Genomic DNA, 20,017 nt, shown 5'->3' on the forward strand with positions numbered 1-20,017 from the left:
CAACAAAGCGCCGCCACCTCCCCTAGCCCTGCCATAACATTTTCCCGGTCTCATGCCGTTGAAAAATCCTTTTCAAATAAGAACAATTATGCGTAGATTGTCAATTATCCAACTCCCGATGAACGGGAGGAAAACAGGGAACGGCACGATGAAATCCAAATCCGCAGGCAACAGAATCCGCCATATGCTGATGAGCACAGCGCTGATCGCAGCGTTTGCCACGGCGAGCGCACCGGCCTTCGCCGATGTCGTCAAGATCGGCCTGCTGGCGCCGATCACCGGCCCTGCCGCGGCGGACGGCCAGGAATTCCAACGCGGCGTGCAGATGGCGATCGATGAGGCGAACGCCGCCGGCGGCGTTGCCGGCAACACGTTCGAACTGGTGGTCGGCGACGTCAAGGATCAGTCCGCCGGCAACGTCACCAGCGCGGTCGAACGCCTGCTTGGCGATCCCGGCGTGCAATTCATGCTCACCGGCTACGCCAGCCTGACGAATTTCGAGATCGACAACATGGCAGAGGCCGAGATGCCCTACATGCTGGCGGCCACCTCTCAGCAGACCAGGGACATCATCGCGCCGAGCCCCGACAAATACATGTGCTGCTGGTCCCTGACGCCATCCTTCGACGCCTACAATACCGACGTCACCCTGTTCGTCGAGAAGCTCGCGGCCGACGGCAAGATCACCTTGCCGACCAAGAAGGTCGCCATCATCTCCTCCGACAATGCCTATTCGAAGACCATCTCCGAAGGCATGAAGAAGACCTTCAAGGAGAAGGGCTGGACCATCACGGTCGACGAGATCGTGCCGTTCGGCGAAGTGACCGACTGGCGCCCGATCCTGGCCAAGGTGCGCGAGAACGTTCCCGACGTCGTCATCAACACCGACTATCTGCCGGGCAATTCGGCGTCCTTCCTGAACCAGTTCCTCGAGCAGCCGACCAAGAGCCTGGTCTTCCTGCAATATGCGCCGAGCGTTCCGGAGTTCGTCGAACTCACGGGCAAGAAGTCGAACGGTGTCATCTACAATCTTCTGGGCGGTGCCCTGACGACGCCGAAGAACCCGCGCGCCGACGAGGTAGCGGCCAAATTCAAGGCCAAATACGGCGTCGAAAGCGGCACCTATGGTGTCGGCCTCTATGAAATGACCAATGTCTATTTCGACGCGGTCAAGAAGGTCGGCGGCGCATCCGACCATGCGACGATCATGAAGGCGCTGTCGGAGACCGACAAGCAAGTCGCTGAAGGCCGGCTGAAATTTGATCCCGCCACGCATCTCGCGACGCAGGGCGACGACTATATCCCGATCACCTTCTTTCAGATCTGGGACGGCCAACGCACGCTGATCTCGCCGGAAAAATACGCCACCGGCGCCTTCAAGCCGCAGCCCTGGATGCAGTGAGGCATGGCTCTGCTTGAACTGGACGACGTGTCGAAGGCCTTCGGTTCGCTGAAGGCCGTCGACGGCGTGTCGTTCAAGGTCGAGGCCGGCGAAATTTTTGGCATCGCCGGTCCGAACGGCAGCGGCAAGAGCACGCTGTTCAACATCATCACCGGCATCCCGTTCGGGCCGGACAGGGGCCACATCCGTTTTGACGGGACCGCGATCAACGGCAAGCCTGGACATGCCATCGCGCGCCTTGGCCTTGCCCGCACCTTTCAGCGCGAGACCAGCTTCGACGGGCTGACCGTATTCGAGAACGCGTTGATCGGCGCCAGCTACGGCCGGCAGGAGAAAGCGGCGGCCGCCGCCCGAGACGCGGCGGCCGAGGCATTGGAATTCGTTGGGCTGGGGCCTGCGTCCTTCGGGCGGCTGGCCGGCGAGCTTTCCGTCTTCGAACGCAAATGCCTAATGCTTGCCACCGCCATCGCCATGAAGCCCCGCATGCTTCTGCTCGACGAGCCGGCGTCGAGCCTGACCAAGCCCGAGATCGAGACGTCGATCGGGCTGATCCGCCGCACCGCCGAGCGCGGCATCACCATTCTCCTGATCGAGCACGTGCTGACCTTCCTGATGAGCCTGTCGCGGCACCTTCTGGTGCTCAACAATGGTCGCGTGCTCGCCGCCGGTGAACCGGAGAGCGTGATTGCGAACCAGCGCGTCATCGAAGCCTATCTCGGAACCCGGAGGGCGGTGGCGTGAATCCCATCCTCACCGTCGAAGGCGTCACCGCCGGCTATGGCCGCGTCACCGTGCTGCACGACATTTCGATGGAGGCCGGCCGCTTCGGCAATGTCGGCCTGTTCGGCCCGAACGGCCATGGCAAGACGACGCTGCTGCGCGCCATCTCCGGTCTCCTGCGGCCGAAGAGCGGCCGCATCCTGTTCGACGGGCAAGACATATCAGGCCTCAGCGCCCGCGCCATCGTCGGCACCGGCCTGATTCATGTGCCGCAAGGCAACCGGCTGTTTCCCGACCTCTCCATCGCCGACTGCATGAAGCTGGGCGCCTATTCGCCGCGTGCCCGCCCACATGAGGCGGAGAACCGCGAGAAGGTGATCAGGCTGTTCCCGAAACTGGCGGAACGCTGGCGCCAGCGCGTGCGCACGCTGTCCGGCGGCGAGCGCCAGATGGTGTCGATCGGCACGGCGCTGATGAGCCATCCACGCCTGCTGATCCTCGACGAGCCGACGCTTGGGCTGGCGCCCAAGATCAAGGACGAGCTCTGCGCCTCCGTCATGGACATTTCGCGCGGCGGCGTGCCGCTCATCGTCGTCGAGCAGGACATCGAATTCCTGCTGGAGCTGACGCAGCAACTCTACCTCGTCAACCATGGCGCGGTGGCGACCGAGATCAAGCCGGGCGAAAGCCTCGACCACGGCGAGATCATGTCGATGTATTTCGGACACTAGGAACGTCGAATGAGCGCATTGGCGGAAATCCTGTTCGGCGGCCTGTTCCAAGGCTCGCTCTACGCCATGATGGCGGTCGGTCTGGCTTTGGTCTGGACGACGATCGGCGTGTTCAACTTCAGCCATGGCGTGTTCATGATGCTGGGCGCCTATATCGCCTGGCAGTTGGTCGAGCTCGGCCTGCCCGCGGCGGTGGCCTTTCCGATCGCTGTCGTCGTCATGGCCGGCGTCGGCTGGATCCTGCAGGCGAGCGTCGTGCGGCCGCTGATCGGCCGGCCCAACATCGTGCTGGTCGTCGTCATCACCACCCTTGCCGCCGGATCTCTGATCGAGAACGGAGCGCTCACCATCTGGGGGCCGCGTTCCAAGCAGATCCCGGCGCTGATCGACGGCAACGCCACCATCGGCGGCGTCGGCGTTTCGCTCCACCAGATCGCCATCATCGTCATCACGCCGCTGATCCTGGCGGCACTGTGGATGTTCCTCAACCGCACGCGGCTCGGATTGGCGTTGCGTGCGGTGGCGCAGAACGAGGATGCCAGCCATCTGGTCGGGCTGAACGTCACCGCGCTCTATGGGCTCGCCTTCGCCATCGCCGCATCGCTGGCGGGGCTCGCCGGCATCTTCATGGGCGGTTATCGTTTCATGTCGCCCGTCATGGGCAGCGACCCGCTGCTCAAGGCGCTGATCGTCGTCGTGTTCGGCGGCATATCGAGCATATCGGGACCGATTTTCGCCGCCTATCTGATCGGCTTCTTCGAGGCCGCGTGCAGCTATTATTTCGGCCTCTACTGGACGCCGGCGCTGCTGTTCGGCGTGCTGATCCTGACCCTGATGGTGCGCCCCGAGGGCATTTTCGCCAGCCGCTCACGAGGCCTCGCATGACCGACATGACCTCACCGATCACCCAGATCCGTACAGCGGCGGCAACCCCGATCGCACCCGGCCGCACGCCGTGGAAGCACGAAGCCGTCGGCTTCGTGCTCGGTTTCGTCGTGCTGGCGCTGCTGCCGCTCGTCTTTGGCGACACCTATGCCCGCCACATCCTGATCATGGCCTTCATCTACGCCATCGTGGCGTCGAACTGGGACCTCAGCCTCGGCTATGGCGGCGTCTTCAATTTCGGCCATCTGGCGCTGTTCGGCATTGGCGTCTACGCCTACAGCCTGCTCACCAAGCTGGCCGGGTTCGACCCGTGGATCGCGCTTCTTGCCAGCGGCATCATCGCCACGCTTGCCGCGATCGTGGTGACCATCCCGATCCTGCGCCTGAAGGGCATCTATATCATCCTGGTCACCTTCGGCTTCGCGCAATTGGTCATGCAGGTGATCCTCAGCCAGTCCGACATCACCGGTGGCACGCAAGGGATCGTGCGTATCCCCGGCCTCTACTGGTTCGACCACAACATGGTCCGCGACGCCAAATTCGCCTATTTCTACATCGCGCTGGCGCTGCTGGTGGCGAGCACGCTGTTTCTGCGCGTGTTCGTGCGCTCGCGCGCCGGCGCCAGCATCGTGGCGTTGCGCGACAATGAGGAATATGCCATCAGCCGAGGCGTCTCGATCGTTCGCCAGCGCATGCTGACGCTGGCGGCAAGCGCCTTCTTCACCGGCATTGCCGGCGCCTTCTACGCCGCCTACCAACGCAATGCCTCGATCGACGTGTTCGGCATGAGCCTGGCGACCATCATCCTGTCGATGGTGCTGCTGGGCGGCACCAGCACCATCTACGGTGCCGTCGTCGCCTCCTTCGTGCTGACGATCTTCGCCGAGTGGATGGCCGATTTCGGGGCATGGCGCCCGATCATCACCGCGGTGCTGATCATCGGCGTCATGCTGGCCTATCCCAGCGGACTGGCAGGCATGATCAGGTCGGCATGGGGTGCGGTCGCCGGGCGGATCAAACGCCCGGCCTGACTGCCTGGAACAATAGCTCCGCTCAGCGCACGCCGCACCAGTCGATCACCGAAGCGGCAATCACCTTGGCGGTCTCGACCACCGATTCCACCTCGACATATTCGTTGGCGCCATGGAAGCCGTCGCCCGACGGGCCGAAGATGACGCCGTCGACGCCGGCGCCGGCATAATGCGCGGCATCGCACACGGCGACGAAGCCGCTTGCCTTCGGCGTCTTGCCGATAGCGGCCTTGCGTTTCATCAGCGACCTCACCAGCGGATGGTCGACCGGGGTGTTCATGGGCGGGAAATGCAGCCCGCCGAGTTCCCACTGGATGACAGGCGGGTTGTCGCGCAGCCAGGCGTCGGCCTCGGCGAAATGATGGACGAACTCCTCGAAGTCGCGGCGGTATTCCGACGAGTTTTCGTCCGGCAGGAATTTCATGTCGAGGTCGAGCACCGCGACATCGGGAATGATGGCCGGATTGGTCATCACCGTCGGCAGGCCATGTTCGCCAAGGCCCGTTCCGCCATGCATGACACCGATGTTGATCGTGTTCATGCCGACCGGCAGCAGCGGATGGGACTTCGCCCGTGTCCGGTCCAACTCATATTGGCGGACGGCGGCGATGAACCGCGCCGCGATCTCGATCGCGTTGACGCCCGGCTTCAGCCGGCCCTTGTCGTGCCTCTGCGGATAGATTTCGTTGTAGCGCAGCGCCGAATGCGCGTTGCGGCCACGGATCGTCACCCGCGCCCACTCAAGCCCGCCCTCGACCGGCAGGACATCGCCCCAGGTCGGCTCGGCGACCAGCACCGCCTTGGCGAGCTTGCCCTTCTTCACCGCATCCATGGCGCCGAAGCCGCCGGCCTCCTCGTCGACGACGGAGTGGATCGCCAGCCGCCCCTGCAGCGTGATGCCTGCCTTGCGGATCGCGTGCGCGGCGGCGACGCAAGCCGCGACGCCGCCCTTCATGTCGACCGCGCCCCGGCCATAGAGCCGGCCGTCAGTGATCTCACCGCCGAACGGATCGACCGACCAGTCCTTCATCTCGCCGACCGGCACGACATCGATGTGCCCGCACAGGATCAGGCTGCGGTCTTCGCTTCCAGCCCATTCGCCGACCAGATTTGGCCGGCCGGGCAAGGCGTCCCACTGCTCGGTCTTGAAGCCATCGTGCTTCAAGATCGGCTCCAAGAGCGCCTGGACGTCCGCCTCGCGATTGATCGCCGGATTGGCTTCGAATTTGGGATTGACCGAAGGGATGCGGACCATGTCGCGGACCAGGCCGATCAGCCAGTCGCGGTCGGCCTCGATTTCAGCCTGCGCGGCATCGATGATGGTCTGGATATCGGCCATGATTGTTCCTTCCTCGCATCGCCGCGCCGGGCGCTTCGACGCTATTTCCTCGGGGTTCTTGGTTTGGTGGTTTCGGTGTCGAAGGGCGACAGGCCGGCATCGAGGGTAACGGCATTGGCGCTGCGGATTTTCTCGATGTCCTCGATGCGCTTGCGTACCCCGGCGCCATGGCCTTCCAACGCATGGGCAAAAACGGTTTCCATCTGCGCGACGGCGGTCGCCAGCGTGTCGAAGGGCGAGTTGGCGTCGATCGCCGCCACCATGGTCAGGTCGGCCACGTCAGCGATCGGCGACAGCCACACATCGGTGAACAGCAGGACGGAGACGCCGCGTTCTTTCGCCTGCTGTGCAAAACTCACCACGTCCGACTGGTAGCGCCGGTAGTCGAACACGACGAGAAGGTCGCGCTTGCCAAGATCGATCAACAGGTCGAAATCGGCGGGGCTCAACGAACCGATGTCGCGCACGCCGGAGCGGAACTGCAGAAGGTAACCCGCAAGCATGGAGGCGATATGGCGGCTGAAACGGCCGCCCAGCAGCACGACCTGGCCCTTGGTCTCGAGCAGCAGGTTGACGGCGCGCGTATAGGCCTGCAGGGGCACCGCCGTTCGCGTACGCTCCAGACTGTCGGAAACCGAATGGAAATAGGCCAGTGCCGTGCCTTCGCTGGAGCCGCCCGGGCGCTTGGCCTCCATCATCAGCAGCGGCGAATGCAGCCGGGATTCCACTTCCGTGAGCAACCGCGCCTGGAAATCGGCAAAGCCGACATAGCCGAGCTTGGTCATCAGCCGCGTCACGCTCGGGTCGCTGACGCCGGCGCGACGCGCCAGCCGGGTCGCTGTTCCCAACCCCGACATCGGATAATCGGCAAGCAGGACCTGAACGATCTTTTCTTCCGCCGACGTGAACGCCAAGGTGGCGTTGGCCAGTTCTTCGCGGATCGACATGGTCATCGCCTCTCGCCGGGGAAAGACGATTATCTTACAATTTCATGCCTGATTGTCAAATTTGGATAATATCTTACAGGCTTGCAGAGTCGACCTATCTGAAGCTGGCGATGGGCAGGAATTTCACCGCGGAGCCGGTGAAGCGGCGGTGATCGGACGTCTTTCCTCGTGGCTGGAATCCATCGAGATAAACCTGCTCCGGCGCCGTGCGGATGAAATTGGCGGCAATGACGGGCGCCGCCATCGAGCCGGCTCCTGCGCTGCCGCGACCGCTTTCACGCGGACGGCCGGTCAATGCCGCGGGTACAATGACGGCGGTGCCCTTGGGGTCGAGACGTGGCTGGACACGGTCGGCCTTGGGGCTTGTCCTGGCACGATCTTCGGGTTTCGACGCCGGGACCGCAATCGGCTGGCCAGCCAGCGGATCGAGATTGTCATCGGCGTGATGCGTGGCGAGCAAGGCGCCGATTGCATCGGCGGGTTTGGCCGCCTCCGGCTGTCGCGCAGGCCCCGTCCGGCCTTCGGGCCGCCATGTCGGGACAGGGATGTTGAGCGCCACCATGTCCGGACCGGCAATCGCGAGAGCGGCGCCAGCCTTGCCCGAGGCAGTTTCGGCGCCGGCCGCCGGTTCAGCCCGCGCCGGAGATGCGCTGGCTACGCCGAGCGGCACGGTTTGCGGGGTTGGAATGCCTGCAGCGAGCCCGGTGCGCGGTGCGAAAGCGGGTACCGGCACCGTGCCGGGCGCCATCGCCATGACGATCGCTTCGGGCGTCTTCGCGGGCGTTTCTTCGGGGGAAACCATCTGAATGTCCGCCCGCTGGGCTGCCTCCGGCGCCACGATAGCGATGCCCTGTCCGGCCAGCTTCGGTTCAACGACCGTCTTGGGGTCACCGGCCGTCTTGGAGTCAACCGGCTTCGCCGGCTTGCGTGGCGCAGGCGCCACTTCCGCGGCATCGTCGGCTTCGTCCGTGCCGCGCCCACCCAACAGCGACGCCAGCAGGCCGCGCGCCGGCCTGCGTTGGCCGCCGTCGGCGCTTGCCAGTTCGATGTTGGGCGTGCCGGCGGCCTTGCGCGATTTGTAGGCGGCAAACGCTTGATCGTAGCCGGGCAGCGGCTTGCCGTCGCTCGGCACATGGAGCGTATTGCCGTTGGGGAAGACCCTGGCCAGTTCCTGGCGGCTGATGCCCGGCCAATGCCGCACATTGCCGACGTCCATGTGGATGAAGGGCGAACCGGAAGTAGGGTAATAGCCGACGCCGCCGCCCTGCATCTTCAGGCCGATGTCGCGCAGCTTCTTCAGCGGCACATCCGGCAGGAAGAAATCCATGGCGCGGCCAACCATGTGCTGGCTTTCGCGGGCCACCCCTTTCGAACGGCCGCGCAGCATGGCGTTGGTCGCCGGCGAGCGATAGGCGCTGACCACATGGATATAGCTGGTCGAGCCGCTGGCGCGATAAGCCTGCCAGACCAGGTCGAGCAGACGCGGATCCATCCTGGTCGGCTCGTTGCGGCGCCAGTCGCGCAGCATGAAGTTGATCTTCTTCAGGCCCGCCTGATCGTAACGCCCGTCGCGCTTGAAGACGATCTCGGCCTTCTCGCCCGTATGGAGATGCTGAATTCGCAGGGCGCGCGTTTCGGCGAACGCATCGGTGATGCACATGCAAAAGAAAGCGGCCATGAAAGCCTGCAACCGGGTCCAGAAGCGGAAACCGCCGGGCGCGTTCTGTTGGCTTTCAATCACGTTCATGCCTTGCACATCGTTCCTGTTTCGGGCGATTTGACGTCCTCGCCGGAGGCGGAGCCTTCTTTTCAGCACCCTTCCCGGCGCTGCTGACCAGGCGGACAGGCCAGACTTGACCAGGCGGACAGGCCAGCCATTCCACAACACGTCATGTCGAAGAACAGCATCTTGGTTAACGAATCGTGTCAGGCGGCTTTTCGACTGGAGGTTGCCGCCCCCCGCCTTTGGGGAAAGCCACGTTGTCTTCCGGCTGAACGCGCCAACACAGGCAGGCCGACCGACAGGAAACCTTTCATGCAAGTTGGCCGTTGTAGCTGGAAGAGAGGAGAAGTTGAATGGCATCCGTCCGGTACATCGTTTCGAACGTCGACAAGGCGGTCGCGTTCTATCGAGACAATCTCGATTTCAAGACCGACAAGCACAATCCGGGCAAGTTCGCCGCGCTGTTGCGCGACGACTTGACGCTGTATCTCAGCGCCCCAGGTGCGGGGAGCGGTGGTCAGGCGGGCGGCGATCCAAAGCCGGGCGGGTGGAACCGATTTATGATCATTACGACCGAGATCGATGTCCTCATCGAGCGGTTGCGCCGCACTGACGCAAGATTCCGCGGCAAGATCAGCGACGGCGGTGCCGGCCGCGCCATCTTGCTCGAAGATCCCTCCGGCAACGTTATCGAGCTATTCGAGTTCAAGAAGGATCGAGCCTGATTTAGAGCTGGTGGCGACGCTGGTTTTGATCGCCTTCGCCGTGCTGACAATGTCAAGCTTATGTGTACCACCCGGCGTACCAGGCGGCAAAAAGACCAAGGTAGGGGTTCCCAATCAATGGGATAGACTGGTGCTGCGAGAGAGGATTGAACTCTCGACCTCTCCCTTACCAAGGGAGTGCTCTACCACTGAGCTACCGCAGCCGCCGATGGCGGGGCTTCTGCCATATCGAACCGGCAAGCGCAAGGCCAAGAACAACGCTTCTGTGAAAGCCTTTGCCGGATAGCTTTCTATGACATGGCGGTGCCACAATGTTGGCTATCCCTGAATGGCGGGTTGGCTGGCTGCCAGCCGGGGCAGGACGATGAACGACAAGACAAATCCACCGAAAAACAGCGGAACGACCCGCAAGAACCGGCTCGCCGAGCAGTTGCGAGCCAATCTCCAGAAGCGCAAGGCGCAGTCGCGCTCGCGCCGTAGTGGCGACGCCGACAAGCGGCGCGCCGGTGAGGCCGACCAGCGGCCCGACGGGCTCGGCGCGGCAAAGGAAATGCAGAAAGATTAACTCAAATCGGCCACTCTTGGACGGGATGCTCGGAAATCCTATTTCTTGAACCATACCGGCCAATGGTCTAGACGGGCCGACACTCAAACGATTGAACCGGCCTTTTCTGGCCGAGAGGGACATTCTCCAATGGATCGCATCAGAATCGTCGGCGGCAACAAGCTTGCCGGAAGCATTCCGATCTCGGGCGCGAAAAACGCCGCCCTGCCGCTGATGATCGCCTCGCTTCTGACCGACGACACGCTGACACTCGAAAACGTGCCGCATCTGGCCGATGTCGAGCAACTGATCCGCATCCTCGGCAATCATGGCGTCGACTATTCGGTCAATGGCCGCCGCGAGAAGCAGAATGAGGGCTATTCGCGCACCATCAACTTTTCCGCCCGCAACATCGTCGACACGACAGCTCCTTACGAGCTGGTGTCCAAGATGCGCGCCTCGTTCTGGGTGATCGGGCCGCTGCTGGCCCGGATGGGCGAGGCCAAGGTGTCGCTGCCCGGCGGCTGCGCCATCGGCACGCGCCCGGTCGACCTGTTCCTCGAAGGCCTGCAGGCGCTGGGCGCCGATATCGATGTCGACACCGGCTATGTCATCGCCAAGACCCGCAATGGCCGCCTCGTCGGCAACCGTTACATCTTCCCCAAGGTCTCGGTCGGCGCAACCCATGTGCTGATGATGGCGGCATCGCTCGCCAAGGGCGAGACGGTGCTGGAAAACGCCGCCTGCGAGCCCGAGATCGTCAATCTCGCCGAATGCCTCAACGCCATGGGCGCCAGGATTTCCGGCGCCGGCACGCCGACCATCACCATCGACGGCGTCGAAGCGCTGTCGGGGGCGCGCGTGCGCGTCATCCCCGACCGCATCGAGACTGGCACCTATGCCATGGCCGTGGCGATGACCGGCGGCGACGTCGTGTTGGAAGGCGCACGGCCGGAGCTGCTGCAGACCGCGCTCGACGTGATTTCGCAGACGGGCGCGGAGATCACGCAGACCAATTCCGGCATCCGCGTGAAGCGAAATGGCGCCGGGATTTCGCCGGTCGACGTGACGACGGCGCCCTTCCCGGCCTTCCCGACCGATCTGCAGGCACAGTTCATGGGCCTGATGACCATGGCCAAGGGCAAGTCGCGCATCACCGAGACGATCTTCGAAAACCGCTTCATGCACGTCCAGGAACTGGCGCGGCTCGGCGCCCACATCACGCTTTCGGGCCAGACTGCGATCGTCGACGGCGTGGCGAAGCTGAAGGGCGCGCCGGTCATGGCGACCGATCTTCGCGCTTCGGTCTCGCTGGTCATCGCCGGTCTGGCCGCCGAAGGCGAGACCACGGTCAACCGCGTCTACCATCTCGATCGCGGCTTCGAGCGGCTGGAGGAAAAGCTTTCCAATTGCGGCGCGGTGATCGAGCGGATTTCTGCCTGACGATCCGCGGTCGCTTGGCGAAATCATCTGCAAAGCGTTCCTTCTCCCGTCACCATACGGGGAGAAGTGCCCGGCAGGGACAATGAGGGGTGCGCAAAACCTGCGGCAAATGCCTCTGGCGGTATTCCTGTCGCGGTTGCACCGATCGGAAAGACCGCCTAACAGAAAGGCTGATTGCCAACCTCTGGGTGTGAAATCCGCATGGCCTTAAAACTCATTGCGCTCGACGATCAGGATCTGAGCATCGTCTCGGCCCATCTCCAGGACGCCGTGATGAAGGTCTCGGACCTCGAATTCCTGCCCAAGGCCAAACGGTTCGTGCTGACCATGAACCGTTTCGTGTGGGAGGCCAAATCCGGCCTGTTTCGCCAGCACAATGAGCGGCGGCAGGCGGTGCTGCATTTCGACCGGGTGCTGGGCGCCAAGACCAACGGCATTGCCCGCGACAAGCCGGCCGAAATCCTCTCCCTGCTGGCGATCAGCTTCATCGAGATCAGCAAGCCGGCCGGCATCGTCGAACTGATCTTCTCGGGTGGCGGTACCATCATGCTCGACGTCGAATGCATCGAGGCCCGCCTTGCCGATATCGGCGGTGCGTGGGAAGCCACGTCGCGCCCCATCCACAGGGCTTGAGCATACAATGGCCATCACGCTTCGCCAGTCCGACGCCGATTTCGAGCAGCGTTTCGCCGCCTTCCTCATGACCAAGCGCGAGGTATCGGCCGATGTCGACGCCGTGGTGCGCGACATCATCGCGCGCGTGCGCGCCGAGGGCGACACGGCACTGATCGACTACACGCAGAAATTCGGCGGAGGCGACCTCGCCGCGCTAGGCATTGCCGTCTCGGCGGAAGACATCGCCCGCGCCTATGCCGAGGCCGATCCGGCCACGGTCGAGGCGCTGAAATTCGCACGTGACCGCATCCGGTCCCATCACCAGCGGCAAAAGCCGCAGGACGAACGCTACACGGATGCCGCCGGCGTCGAGCTCGGCTCGCGCTGGACCGCGATCGAGGCGGTCGGACTCTATGTGCCGGGCGGCACGGCAAGCTATCCGAGTTCGGTGCTGATGAACGCCGTGCCGGCCAAGGTAGCAGGCGTCGAGCGCATCGTCATGGTCGTGCCGGCACCGCACGGTGTCGTCAACCCGCTGGTGCTGGTGGCGGCGGATATATCAGGCGTCTCCGAAATCTACCGCGTCGGCGGCGCGCAGGCGATCGCCGCACTTGCCTATGGCACGCAGACGATCAAGCCGGTGGCCAAGATCGTCGGCCCCGGCAATGCCTATGTCGCCGCGGCCAAGCGGCGGGTGTTTGGCACCGTCGGCATAGACATGATCGCGGGGCCGTCGGAAGTGCTTGTGGTGGCCGACGGCGGCAATGATCCGGAGTGGATCGCGGCGGACCTGCTTGCCCAGGCCGAACATGATGTGTCGGCGCAGTCGATCCTGATCACCGACGATCCGGCGTTCGGCGAGGCGGTCGAACGGGCGGTCGAGCGTCAGTTGCAAAGCCTCTCGCGCGGCGATACGGCGGCGCAGAGCTGGCGCGATTTCGGCGCCGTCATCCTGGTTCCGACGATCGAAGCGTCGCTGCCGCTGGTCGACCGCATCGCGGCCGAGCATGTCGAACTGGCCATCGACGATGCCGAAGGCTTCCTCGCGAAGATGCGCAATGCCGGTGCCGTCTTCCTCGGCCGCCACACGCCGGAAGCCATCGGCGACTATGTCGGCGGCTCCAACCATGTGCTGCCGACGGCGCGCTCGGCGCGCTTCTCATCGGGCCTGTCCGTGCTCGACTTCGTCAAGCGCACCTCGGTCATGAAGCTCGGGCCGGAACAGTTGCGCATGCTGGCACCGGCGGCGATCGCACTCGCGCGGGCGGAAGGGCTCGACGCGCATGGCCGCTCCGTCACTATCCGGCTGAACATGTAGGCCGGCATGACGGGCTCCGGTCAAACCCGCGCAAAACTGATCGATGTCGAACTCGATGAATCGATCGGCCGTTCGACGCCCGATGTCGAGCACGAGCGGGCGGTGGCGATCTTCGACCTGATCGAGGAGAACCATTTTCAGCCCGTCAACGACAGCGGCACAGGTCCTTACCGGCTGAAGCTGTCGCTGGCCGAGTCCCGTCTGGTCTTTGCCGTGGCGCGCGAGGACGGTGCCGCCGTCGTCACCCACATCCTGTCGCTGACGCCGCTCAGGCGCATCGTCAAGGATTACTACATGATCTGCGAGAGCTATTACGACGCCATCCGCTCCTCGACGCCGAGCCATATCGAGGCGATCGACATGGGCCGCCGTGGCCTGCACAATGAGGGCTCGCAGACGCTGATGGATCGGCTCTCCGGCAAGATCGACATCGACTTCGACACGGCGCGACGGCTGTTCACGCTGGTCTGCGTGCTGCACTGGCGGGGCTGACCCTGGCCCCCGGCGCCCTGCCCCGCTCGGTCCTGTTCCTGTGCGGCATGAATGCCGTGCGCTCGCCGATGGCCGAGCAGCTGGCGCGCCGGATGCTGCCCCCCACCATTTTCGTCGCCTCGGCCGGTGTGCGCGCCGGCGAGCGAGACCCGTTCGTCGATGCCGTGCTTGCCGAGGACGGCCTGACGCTTGGCGAACGTCATCCACGGACGCTGGAGGATCTCGAGGATGACTATTTCGACCTGATCGTCACACTGGCGCCGGAGGCGCACCATGCCGCGCTCGAACTCACCCGCTCGCTTGCCGTCGAGGTGGAATACTGGCCGACGCCGGACCCCACCGACGCCGGCGGCACGCGCGAACACATCATGGCTAGCTATCGCGACGTCCGCGAGCGGCTGAAGTTGCGCATAGGCCGACGTTTTTTGCTTCCAGGAGCAAAAAACGCGACGGATTAAGCGTGTTCACAAGCGAACGATTATCATATACGTTCCGCCGAAATTCCGGCCAGAGTCGGAAGTAGAGCATGATCCGAAAACCGCTTCACACTTCTCGGCATCATGCTCTAGCGCCGAAACTGCCATCCAAGCAAAGGTATCGAATGCCGAAGGAAGAAGTCCTCGAGTTTCCGGGTATCGTCACGGAATTGTTGCCCAACGCGATGTTCAGGGTGAAGCTCGAAAACGAACACGAGATCATCGCCCATACGGCCGGCCGCATGCGCAAGAACCGCATCCGCGTGCTGACCGGCGACAAGGTTCTGGTCGAAATGACACCATACGACCTGACCAAGGGCCGCATCACCTACCGTTTCAAGTAAGATCAAGACCCGAGCGCGATGAGCATTTTGCAAAAGCTGGTGCTTGCCTCGGGTTCGCCGCGCCGCATCGAACTCTTGCAGCAGGCCGGCATCGAGCCTGACCGTATCCTGCCAGCCGATGTCGACGAAACGCCGCTGCGTGCCGAGCACCCGCGCTCGCTGGCCAAGCGCTTGTCGAAGGAAAAGGCCGAGAAGGCGTACGCGTCGCTGAAGACCGAGACCGACTATGCGCCGAGTTTCGTGCTGGCCGCCGACACGGTGGTTGCCGTCGGGCGGCGCATCCTGCCCAAGGCCGAAACGCTGGACGATGCCGCCAACTGCCTCGGGCTCTTGTCCGGCCGTTCTCACCGGGTCTATTCAGGCATCTGCCTGATCACGCCGGGCGGCAAATTGCGCCAGCGGCTGGTCGAGACGCGGGTGCGTTTCAAGCGGCTGCCGCGCGAGGAGATCGACGCGTATGTCGCCTCGGGCGAATGGCGCGGCAAGGCCGGCGGCTATGCCGTGCAAGGCCTCGCCGGCTCCTTCGTCGTCAAGCTCGTCGGCTCCTACACCAACATCGTCGGCCTGCCGCTCTATGAGACGGCGACGCTGCTGTCGGGCGAAGGTTTCAAGACCCATCAAAACTGGTCGTCCGCGCGACCATGAGCCTGGACGACAAAGTCACGCCGCTGCGGCCCAAGCGCCCGTGCCCCGAATGCGGCAAACCGTCGGCGCGCGAGACCTATCCGTTCTGCTCGACGCGCTGCAAGGACATCGACCTCAACCGCTGGCTGAAGGGCGCCTATGTCATCTCGGCCCGCGACGACGAGGAAGAACCCGACGCCGACGATCCAAAATAAGGCCAGGCCATCAGCGCGGGCCAGACTTTCGATCAGGCTTCTGGCGAGCCCGCAGGGCCATTGGAGTCCGACTGCAAAAAGAATCTGTCGAGGAGGGGAATGCAGGCCGCCCCAAGGCCGGCTGCCTGCCGGTCCGACGTGCCATCCCTGACGAAGAGAGACGCAAGATCGCTGGCGCCGATGGCCGTGAGCTTTTCCCTGATCTCCCTCACCAGCTCGGCTCTCACCCATTGCGGCATGAGGCCGTCCAGAACGATGCCCCTGAATGTGGCAAGCGCCGACGCCGAATGGACCGCCAGCGATATGCTGGACGAGGTTGCCTCAATCCATTTCCTGAGTTGCGGGTCAGGGGCGCGAGACCCTGGCGCCAGGCCGACATCGTCAACCGAAACCGATGTGCCGAGCGGTGCCACGCCGCCGGTCGCAGATGGCACCAGGATACGTCCGATCCCAGGCCTTGCATCGCGGCGCGAGAAGCCGAGCCGACCATGTTGGACAATGCCTCCGTCAAGCGAATGCCCGATGAAGATATAGAGGAAGTCGGGCGCGCCTCCGGCCAGCCCATAGGCCAGTTCCGCGCTGCATGCCGCCACCGCATCCCGGTCGAGATAGATCGATAGATGTGTTTCCTTGCCCAACTGCAGGGCCAGGTCCTCAAACTCGGCCCACGCGCTCTCCGGACCGTCCGTGCCCTTGCCGTTGGCAACCGCCGCAAGAATATCCGAAGCTACCGCTATGCCGATGTCCTCCAGCCTCGCGTGCTGGGCTGAGGTCAGGCGCGAGCGCATCTCGGCAATCGCCGTATATGCGATGCGTGCTATTTCACCCATTTCGCCCGCGCCGTACGACAGCCTTCGCTGCTCCAGGACCCCGCCGACAAAATCGACCAGTGCGATGTCCGCATGGCGCAGCCCCAGCCGCAGGCCAAGAAACAGCGCTCCCTCGGGATTGATCGACATCGGGACCGACGGCTGTCCGACCTTGCCTTTGACGGGCCTTCCCGCCACCAGCAGTCCTTCCGCCTCGAGGGAGCGGACGATGACGGACGCGGTCTGCTTGGTGAGCCCGGTGATCTCGGCGATCTGAGCTTTGGACAGTTGACCGTGTATCCTGATCAGCGACAGGGCAAGACGTTCATTCGACGCGCGGAGGCCGACCTGGTTCGCGCCCCTGTAACCTGAATAAATACCGTTCGGGCTCGTTCGGGCAGAGCTTGCGCCACCTATACGTCCGGTCACAGTGATACCCCAATAAGGACGCGCCCGCCGACCTTGGTGTTGGCGGACGCAGATACGACCCTTGGCAAGGATTTGCAGGAGGAGGGCAAATAAGTCAATCGAAATTACCTATTGACTTGGTCTGCGACCTGAAAGTAGCTGGCATGGACCAAAGACGAGGGAAGCGAAGATGATACGCGGCGACTGGATCGCAACATGGACTGCCAGCCCTATGAATATCTGGGCCGCCGACATGGTGATCCCAGGGTTCTACAACCAGACGGTTCGCGAGATTGCCCGCATCAGCGTCGGAGGCCGGCGGTTAAGGATACGGGTGTCGAACGAGTTCGGCAGCGCACCGATCGTCATCAACGCGGCGCACGTCGCACTTGCGGGCGAGGACGGAGCCATCCAGCCCCTGACAAGCCGCCCCCTCACCTTTGGCGGCGAGGCGACCGCCTCGATTGCGCCGGGCGCTCCACTGTTCAGCGATCCCGTGGAACTGGCAACGCCCGCGCTGTCCCGGCTTGCCTTGAGTTTCTATGTGAGCGGCCATCTTCCGGTGGAAACCCATCATTACGAGGCGCAGCAGACGGCATTCATATCCATACCGGGGAATTTCGCCGCCTCCGAACTCCTGCCGCTTCAGCAAACCACCACCAGCCGCTACTTCGCTTCAGCCATCTATGTCGACGCAAAGGAAGGATCGCGCGCGATTGCCTGCTTCGGCGACTCCATCACCGACGGCTACGGCTCGCAGATAGACGGCGACAGGCGGTGGCCGGACATTCTGAGCGAGCGGCTCAGCGCCGGCACCGCGACGCAGGACCTGGCCGTGCTCAATCTTGGTATCGGCGGCAACCGGCTTCTGAGCAATCGCCGCGGCACGAAGGCTTTGGAGCGGTTCGACCGCGATGTGCTCAGCCTGCCCAGGGTGTCGCATCTCATCATTCTGGAGGGCGTCAACGACATAGGCTGGCCCAACACCGCGCTTGCGGGCGCCGATGAGGCCGTAACGGCAAAACAAATCATATCGGCGATCCGGCAGCTTGCCGTGCGCGCCGAGACTGCCGGCATTCGCGTCATACTGGGGACCCTGACCCCATTCGAAGGAACAACATCGGAATCGCCGGTCGGCGATTTCTACACGCCCGAGAAAGAGAAGGTTCGCGGCGCCGTCAATGCATGGATCCGAAAGGCCGAGGGCGTTTACGGCTTTGTCGACTTTGATGCCGCCGTTCGCGATCCCGGCCGGCCAACCAGGCTTCTCCCAGCCTATGATTGCGGCGATCACATCCACCCGAGCGACGCAGGCTACAGGGCCATGGCGCAAGCCATCGACATGGCCCTGTTCGAATAGGCGAACAATTAGTAAGTCATTATGACTTATTATTGACACCCGCCATTGTTTGTTGCATAATGTCCTCGAACGCTGGCGAGCCGTGACTGCAAGCGTCAATGGGAGGATTTCATGCGAACCAATAGTCTGCGGTTGTCGCGCATAGCGCTGGCATGCACATTGAGTGCCTTCACCGCCTTCGGACCAGCGGCTGCTGGAGCGGCGGACCTTTCCTCGATCCTTTTCGTCAACCCGCTGCCCAAATATCCGGCGTGGCGGCTGATCGGCGACTGCGTCGCCAATCGGGCGAAGGAGCTGAACATTCCCACGACCGAATCCGGTCCGACCACCGGCAATCTCGATGCCACCGTCATGATTCAGCAAATTCAGCAGGGCATCGCCAACAAGGCGGGAGCGATACTGACTTTTCCGGCGACGGCGGGATTTGTTCCCGTGCTCCAGCAGGCGGGGAAGGCCGGCATCATGGTCGGCACGTTCTATGGTGCTTCCGGAACGGAATCCGGTTCGAACGTGAACATCGGTGCGAACTTCACACGGGTCGGCGAAATCTTTGTCGAAGCGATAGCAAAGCGCGAGGGGCCGCAGCATGTCGGGCTGATGGCGCAGGGACCAAGCGGCGCGGCCAAAGCCTTCGTCGACGGGTTCACCGCGGCGGCCGCGAAGACCCAGAACGTCACCGTGTCCGCTGTGGTCTACACCAACGACGATGCCAGCAAGGCGCTTGACCAGGCCAATGCCCTTTTGACGGCGCATCCCGAGGTCAACGTCATCGCCTCGCATATGGGAACCGCCACGCAGGGCGGGACCGCTGCCATCAAGTCAAAAGGCCTGACCGGCAAGGTCGTATTCGTCGCCAACGGGACGGCAGGTGGGGGCGAGCAAGGACTTGCCGACGGCACCGTCTACAAGTTGATGCTGCAGGATCTCTGCACGGCAGGTTCCAAAATGGTCGATTCCGTCGCGGCCATCGCTCGCGGCGAGGCGGTTCAGCCGCAGATCGATGTTGGCGTGCGCATGTTCGACGCGAGCGACTACAAGGCGTATCTCGCCAAGGGATGGCAGTGATGGCAATCGCCCAGCCGGACATTCCGGCACCCGCGCTGGAGATGCGCGGGGTGGGCAAGTCGTTCGGCAACGTCAAGGCGTTGTCGAATGTCGATATCACCGCCGGGGTGGCCGAAATCCATGCCATTGTCGGCGACAATGGCGCGGGCAAGTCGACCACGCTCAAGATCATGTGCGGGATTTTCCGTCCGGATCAGGGGCAACTGCGACTGGGCGGAAAGTCGGTTGAGATACGGGACGCGTCGGCGGCCCATCACCTCGGCATCTCGGTTGTTCATCAGGACCTCGCCCTTGTCGAATGCCTGGACATCGCCACGAACATGGCTTTGGGAGCCATTCCGCGCAGGGGGCGCTTCCGGCTGGACCGTCGCCGCATGGAGACGGAAGCCGCCAAGGTGCTGGACGACCTGAAGATAAGGGTCGGCTCGGTCCGCACGCAGATCGGGCTCCTTTCTGGTGGCGAACGTCAAATCGTCGCCATAGCCCGTGCGGTTCGGATGGATCTTCCGATCATGCTTCTCGACGAGCCGACCGCGGCACTGGGAGTCCGGGAGACGGCCCATGTGGGAGAAATCCTCGGCGAACTCCGGCAGCAGGGGAAAGCCGTCATCTGCATCAGCCACGACATGGATTTCGTGTTCCGCAACAGCGACAGCATCACTGTCATGCGGCTGGGGCGCTCGGTCGCGACGCGACGCACCAAGGATACCAGCCGTGATGAAATCATCGGACTGATTACAGGTGCGATCCAGGGCGACACTGCCAGTTCCGATCCAACTTTTGCCTGAACGAGGGAACCAG

At 63.3% G+C, this 20,017-nt stretch carries 22 protein-coding genes and 1 tRNA gene; 18 read left to right on the top strand and 5 right to left on the bottom strand.

Annotated features, from left to right (window positions below; all coding sequences use genetic code 11):
• Window positions 1-148: 148 nt before the first annotated feature.
• Genes EN824_RS26005 through EN824_RS26025 form a run of 5 tightly spaced genes read left to right on the top strand, consistent with a single transcriptional unit; the run spans window position 149 to window position 4,769 of the window.
• Window positions 149-1,402, top strand: a complete 1,254-nt coding sequence (locus tag EN824_RS26005) for an ABC transporter substrate-binding protein (RefSeq protein WP_127279820.1) — start codon at window positions 149-151, stop codon at window positions 1,400-1,402.
• Between the two features lie 3 nt (window positions 1,403-1,405).
• On the top strand, window positions 1,406-2,143 hold the full coding sequence (locus tag EN824_RS26010) for an ABC transporter ATP-binding protein (RefSeq protein ID WP_127279819.1): 738 nt from the start codon (window positions 1,406-1,408) through the stop codon (window positions 2,141-2,143).
• Window positions 2,140-2,853: an ABC transporter ATP-binding protein gene (locus tag EN824_RS26015; protein WP_127279818.1), complete on the top strand. Its 714-nt coding sequence runs from the start codon at window positions 2,140-2,142 to the stop codon at window positions 2,851-2,853. The genes EN824_RS26010 and EN824_RS26015 overlap by 4 nt, the downstream gene beginning before the upstream one ends.
• A gap of 9 nt (window positions 2,854-2,862) precedes the next feature.
• Complete coding sequence (locus EN824_RS26020; protein ID WP_027045159.1) at window positions 2,863-3,738, top strand: branched-chain amino acid ABC transporter permease; 876 nt, start codon at window positions 2,863-2,865, stop codon at window positions 3,736-3,738.
• Window positions 3,735-4,769 (top strand): branched-chain amino acid ABC transporter permease, encoded by a 1,035-nt coding sequence (locus EN824_RS26025; RefSeq protein ID WP_127279817.1) that lies wholly within the window; start codon window positions 3,735-3,737, stop codon window positions 4,767-4,769. Before EN824_RS26020 ends, EN824_RS26025 begins: the two co-directional genes overlap by 4 nt.
• 22 nt (window positions 4,770-4,791) lie before the next feature.
• Here the strand turns inward: EN824_RS26025 and EN824_RS26030 are convergent, their stop codons facing one another.
• The 3 genes from EN824_RS26030 to EN824_RS26040 form a co-directional block, all read right to left on the bottom strand.
• The gene (locus tag EN824_RS26030; RefSeq protein ID WP_127870838.1) at window positions 4,792-6,108 is read right to left on the bottom strand and encodes an ArgE/DapE family deacylase; all 1,317 of its coding nucleotides are present in this window, start codon (window positions 6,106-6,108) and stop codon (window positions 4,792-4,794) included.
• Window positions 6,109-6,149: 41 nt separating this feature from the next.
• Window positions 6,150-7,055, bottom strand: coding sequence for a MurR/RpiR family transcriptional regulator (locus tag EN824_RS26035; protein WP_127870837.1), 906 nt, complete (start codon window positions 7,053-7,055; stop codon window positions 6,150-6,152).
• 94 nt (window positions 7,056-7,149) lie between these two features.
• Window positions 7,150-8,802: a DUF882 domain-containing protein gene (locus tag EN824_RS26040; protein ID WP_127870836.1), complete on the bottom strand. Its 1,653-nt coding sequence runs from the start codon at window positions 8,800-8,802 to the stop codon at window positions 7,150-7,152.
• 329 nt (window positions 8,803-9,131) lie between these two features.
• Here EN824_RS26040 and EN824_RS26045 point away from each other — a divergent pair, with 329 nt between their 5' ends.
• Window positions 9,132-9,503 carry a VOC family protein gene (locus tag EN824_RS26045; RefSeq protein ID WP_127279568.1) on the top strand — a complete coding sequence of 124 codons (372 nt, stop codon included), beginning with the start codon at window positions 9,132-9,134 and terminating at the stop codon, window positions 9,501-9,503.
• A gap of 128 nt (window positions 9,504-9,631) precedes the next feature.
• Here the strand turns inward: EN824_RS26045 and EN824_RS26050 are convergent.
• A tRNA-Thr gene (locus tag EN824_RS26050) sits at window positions 9,632-9,706 on the bottom strand.
• A 161-nt stretch (window positions 9,707-9,867) separates the two neighbouring features.
• Between EN824_RS26050 and EN824_RS26055 the strand changes: the two genes are divergently transcribed.
• From EN824_RS26055 to yacG, 9 genes are all read left to right on the top strand, one after another.
• Window positions 9,868-10,068 carry a hypothetical protein gene (locus EN824_RS26055; protein ID WP_127279569.1) on the top strand — a complete coding sequence of 67 codons (201 nt, stop codon included), beginning with the start codon at window positions 9,868-9,870 and terminating at the stop codon, window positions 10,066-10,068.
• A 129-nt stretch (window positions 10,069-10,197) separates the two neighbouring features.
• Window positions 10,198-11,490, top strand: a complete 1,293-nt coding sequence (murA, locus tag EN824_RS26060) for a UDP-N-acetylglucosamine 1-carboxyvinyltransferase (RefSeq protein ID WP_127279570.1) — start codon at window positions 10,198-10,200, stop codon at window positions 11,488-11,490.
• 201 nt (window positions 11,491-11,691) lie between these two features.
• Complete coding sequence (locus EN824_RS26065) at window positions 11,692-12,123, top strand: DUF2948 family protein (RefSeq protein ID WP_127279571.1); 432 nt, start codon at window positions 11,692-11,694, stop codon at window positions 12,121-12,123.
• Window positions 12,124-12,130: 7 nt separating this feature from the next.
• Entirely contained in the window at window positions 12,131-13,423 is a 1,293-nt protein-coding gene (gene hisD / locus EN824_RS26070) for a histidinol dehydrogenase (RefSeq protein WP_135932870.1), read from the top strand.
• A gap of 6 nt (window positions 13,424-13,429) precedes the next feature.
• Window positions 13,430-13,915, top strand: coding sequence for a UPF0262 family protein (locus tag EN824_RS26075; protein ID WP_135932871.1), 486 nt, complete (start codon window positions 13,430-13,432; stop codon window positions 13,913-13,915).
• Window positions 13,903-14,373, top strand: a complete 471-nt coding sequence (locus tag EN824_RS26080; RefSeq protein WP_135881026.1) for a low molecular weight phosphatase family protein — start codon at window positions 13,903-13,905, stop codon at window positions 14,371-14,373. Before EN824_RS26075 ends, EN824_RS26080 begins: the two co-directional genes overlap by 13 nt.
• A 143-nt stretch (window positions 14,374-14,516) precedes the next feature.
• On the top strand, window positions 14,517-14,735 hold the full coding sequence (infA, locus tag EN824_RS26085; protein ID WP_006329283.1) for a translation initiation factor IF-1: 219 nt from the start codon (window positions 14,517-14,519) through the stop codon (window positions 14,733-14,735).
• An 18-nt stretch (window positions 14,736-14,753) separates the two neighbouring features.
• Window positions 14,754-15,380, top strand: a complete 627-nt coding sequence (locus EN824_RS26090) for a Maf-like protein (RefSeq protein ID WP_127276802.1) — start codon at window positions 14,754-14,756, stop codon at window positions 15,378-15,380.
• Window positions 15,377-15,574 carry a DNA gyrase inhibitor YacG gene (gene yacG, locus EN824_RS26095; RefSeq protein WP_127276804.1) on the top strand — a complete coding sequence of 66 codons (198 nt, stop codon included), beginning with the start codon at window positions 15,377-15,379 and terminating at the stop codon, window positions 15,572-15,574. The genes EN824_RS26090 and yacG overlap by 4 nt, the downstream gene beginning before the upstream one ends.
• A gap of 32 nt (window positions 15,575-15,606) precedes the next feature.
• On the opposite strand, the gene EN824_RS26100 is transcribed toward yacG, so the two are convergent.
• Window positions 15,607-16,812 (bottom strand): ROK family transcriptional regulator, encoded by a 1,206-nt coding sequence (locus EN824_RS26100; RefSeq protein WP_135932872.1) that lies wholly within the window; start codon window positions 16,810-16,812, stop codon window positions 15,607-15,609.
• A 211-nt stretch (window positions 16,813-17,023) separates the two neighbouring features.
• Here EN824_RS26100 and EN824_RS26105 point away from each other — a divergent pair, with 211 nt between their 5' ends.
• The 3 genes from EN824_RS26105 to EN824_RS26115 all read left to right on the top strand — a co-directional run bounded on the left by EN824_RS26105 (window position 17,024) and on the right by EN824_RS26115 (window position 20,004).
• Window positions 17,024-18,151, top strand: coding sequence for an SGNH/GDSL hydrolase family protein (locus tag EN824_RS26105; RefSeq protein ID WP_189343531.1), 1,128 nt, complete (start codon window positions 17,024-17,026; stop codon window positions 18,149-18,151).
• A 111-nt stretch (window positions 18,152-18,262) separates the two neighbouring features.
• Window positions 18,263-19,216 (top strand): sugar ABC transporter substrate-binding protein, encoded by a 954-nt coding sequence (locus EN824_RS26110; protein ID WP_127276810.1) that lies wholly within the window; start codon window positions 18,263-18,265, stop codon window positions 19,214-19,216.
• Window positions 19,216-20,004 carry an ATP-binding cassette domain-containing protein gene (locus tag EN824_RS26115; protein ID WP_210212409.1) on the top strand — a complete coding sequence of 263 codons (789 nt, stop codon included), beginning with the start codon at window positions 19,216-19,218 and terminating at the stop codon, window positions 20,002-20,004. The genes EN824_RS26110 and EN824_RS26115 overlap by 1 nt, the downstream gene beginning before the upstream one ends.
• Window positions 20,005-20,017 lie beyond the last annotated feature (13 nt).

Source organism: Mesorhizobium sp. M8A.F.Ca.ET.181.01.1.1 (assembly GCF_004792025.1).
Lineage (GTDB): Bacteria > Pseudomonadota > Alphaproteobacteria > Rhizobiales > Rhizobiaceae > Mesorhizobium.

Excerpts from the sequence above, each read along its gene's own strand:
- EN824_RS26005 (WP_127279820.1), top strand. The coding sequence starts at position 149 with ATGAAATCCAAATCCGCAGGCAACAGAATCCGCCATATGCTGATGAGC.
- EN824_RS26010 (WP_127279819.1), top strand. The coding sequence starts at position 1,406 with ATGGCTCTGCTTGAACTGGACGACGTGTCGAAGGCCTTCGGTTCGCTG.
- EN824_RS26020 (WP_027045159.1), top strand. The coding sequence starts at position 2,863 with ATGAGCGCATTGGCGGAAATCCTGTTCGGCGGCCTGTTCCAAGGCTCG.
- EN824_RS26025 (WP_127279817.1), top strand. The coding sequence starts at position 3,735 with ATGACCGACATGACCTCACCGATCACCCAGATCCGTACAGCGGCGGCA.
- EN824_RS26030 (WP_127870838.1), bottom strand. The coding sequence starts at position 6,108 with ATGGCCGATATCCAGACCATCATCGATGCCGCGCAGGCTGAAATCGAG.
- EN824_RS26035 (WP_127870837.1), bottom strand. The coding sequence starts at position 7,055 with ATGTCGATCCGCGAAGAACTGGCCAACGCCACCTTGGCGTTCACGTCG.
- EN824_RS26040 (WP_127870836.1), bottom strand. The coding sequence starts at position 8,802 with ATGAACGTGATTGAAAGCCAACAGAACGCGCCCGGCGGTTTCCGCTTC.
- EN824_RS26045 (WP_127279568.1), top strand. The coding sequence starts at position 9,132 with ATGGCATCCGTCCGGTACATCGTTTCGAACGTCGACAAGGCGGTCGCG.
- EN824_RS26055 (WP_127279569.1), top strand. The coding sequence starts at position 9,868 with ATGAACGACAAGACAAATCCACCGAAAAACAGCGGAACGACCCGCAAG.
- murA (WP_127279570.1), top strand. The coding sequence starts at position 10,198 with ATGGATCGCATCAGAATCGTCGGCGGCAACAAGCTTGCCGGAAGCATT.
- EN824_RS26065 (WP_127279571.1), top strand. The coding sequence starts at position 11,692 with ATGGCCTTAAAACTCATTGCGCTCGACGATCAGGATCTGAGCATCGTC.
- hisD (WP_135932870.1), top strand. The coding sequence starts at position 12,131 with ATGGCCATCACGCTTCGCCAGTCCGACGCCGATTTCGAGCAGCGTTTC.
- EN824_RS26075 (WP_135932871.1), top strand. The coding sequence starts at position 13,430 with ATGACGGGCTCCGGTCAAACCCGCGCAAAACTGATCGATGTCGAACTC.
- infA (WP_006329283.1), top strand. The coding sequence starts at position 14,517 with ATGCCGAAGGAAGAAGTCCTCGAGTTTCCGGGTATCGTCACGGAATTG.
- EN824_RS26090 (WP_127276802.1), top strand. The coding sequence starts at position 14,754 with ATGAGCATTTTGCAAAAGCTGGTGCTTGCCTCGGGTTCGCCGCGCCGC.
- yacG (WP_127276804.1), top strand. The coding sequence starts at position 15,377 with ATGAGCCTGGACGACAAAGTCACGCCGCTGCGGCCCAAGCGCCCGTGC.
- EN824_RS26105 (WP_189343531.1), top strand. The coding sequence starts at position 17,024 with ATGAATATCTGGGCCGCCGACATGGTGATCCCAGGGTTCTACAACCAG.
- EN824_RS26110 (WP_127276810.1), top strand. The coding sequence starts at position 18,263 with ATGCGAACCAATAGTCTGCGGTTGTCGCGCATAGCGCTGGCATGCACA.
- EN824_RS26115 (WP_210212409.1), top strand. The coding sequence starts at position 19,216 with ATGGCAATCGCCCAGCCGGACATTCCGGCACCCGCGCTGGAGATGCGC.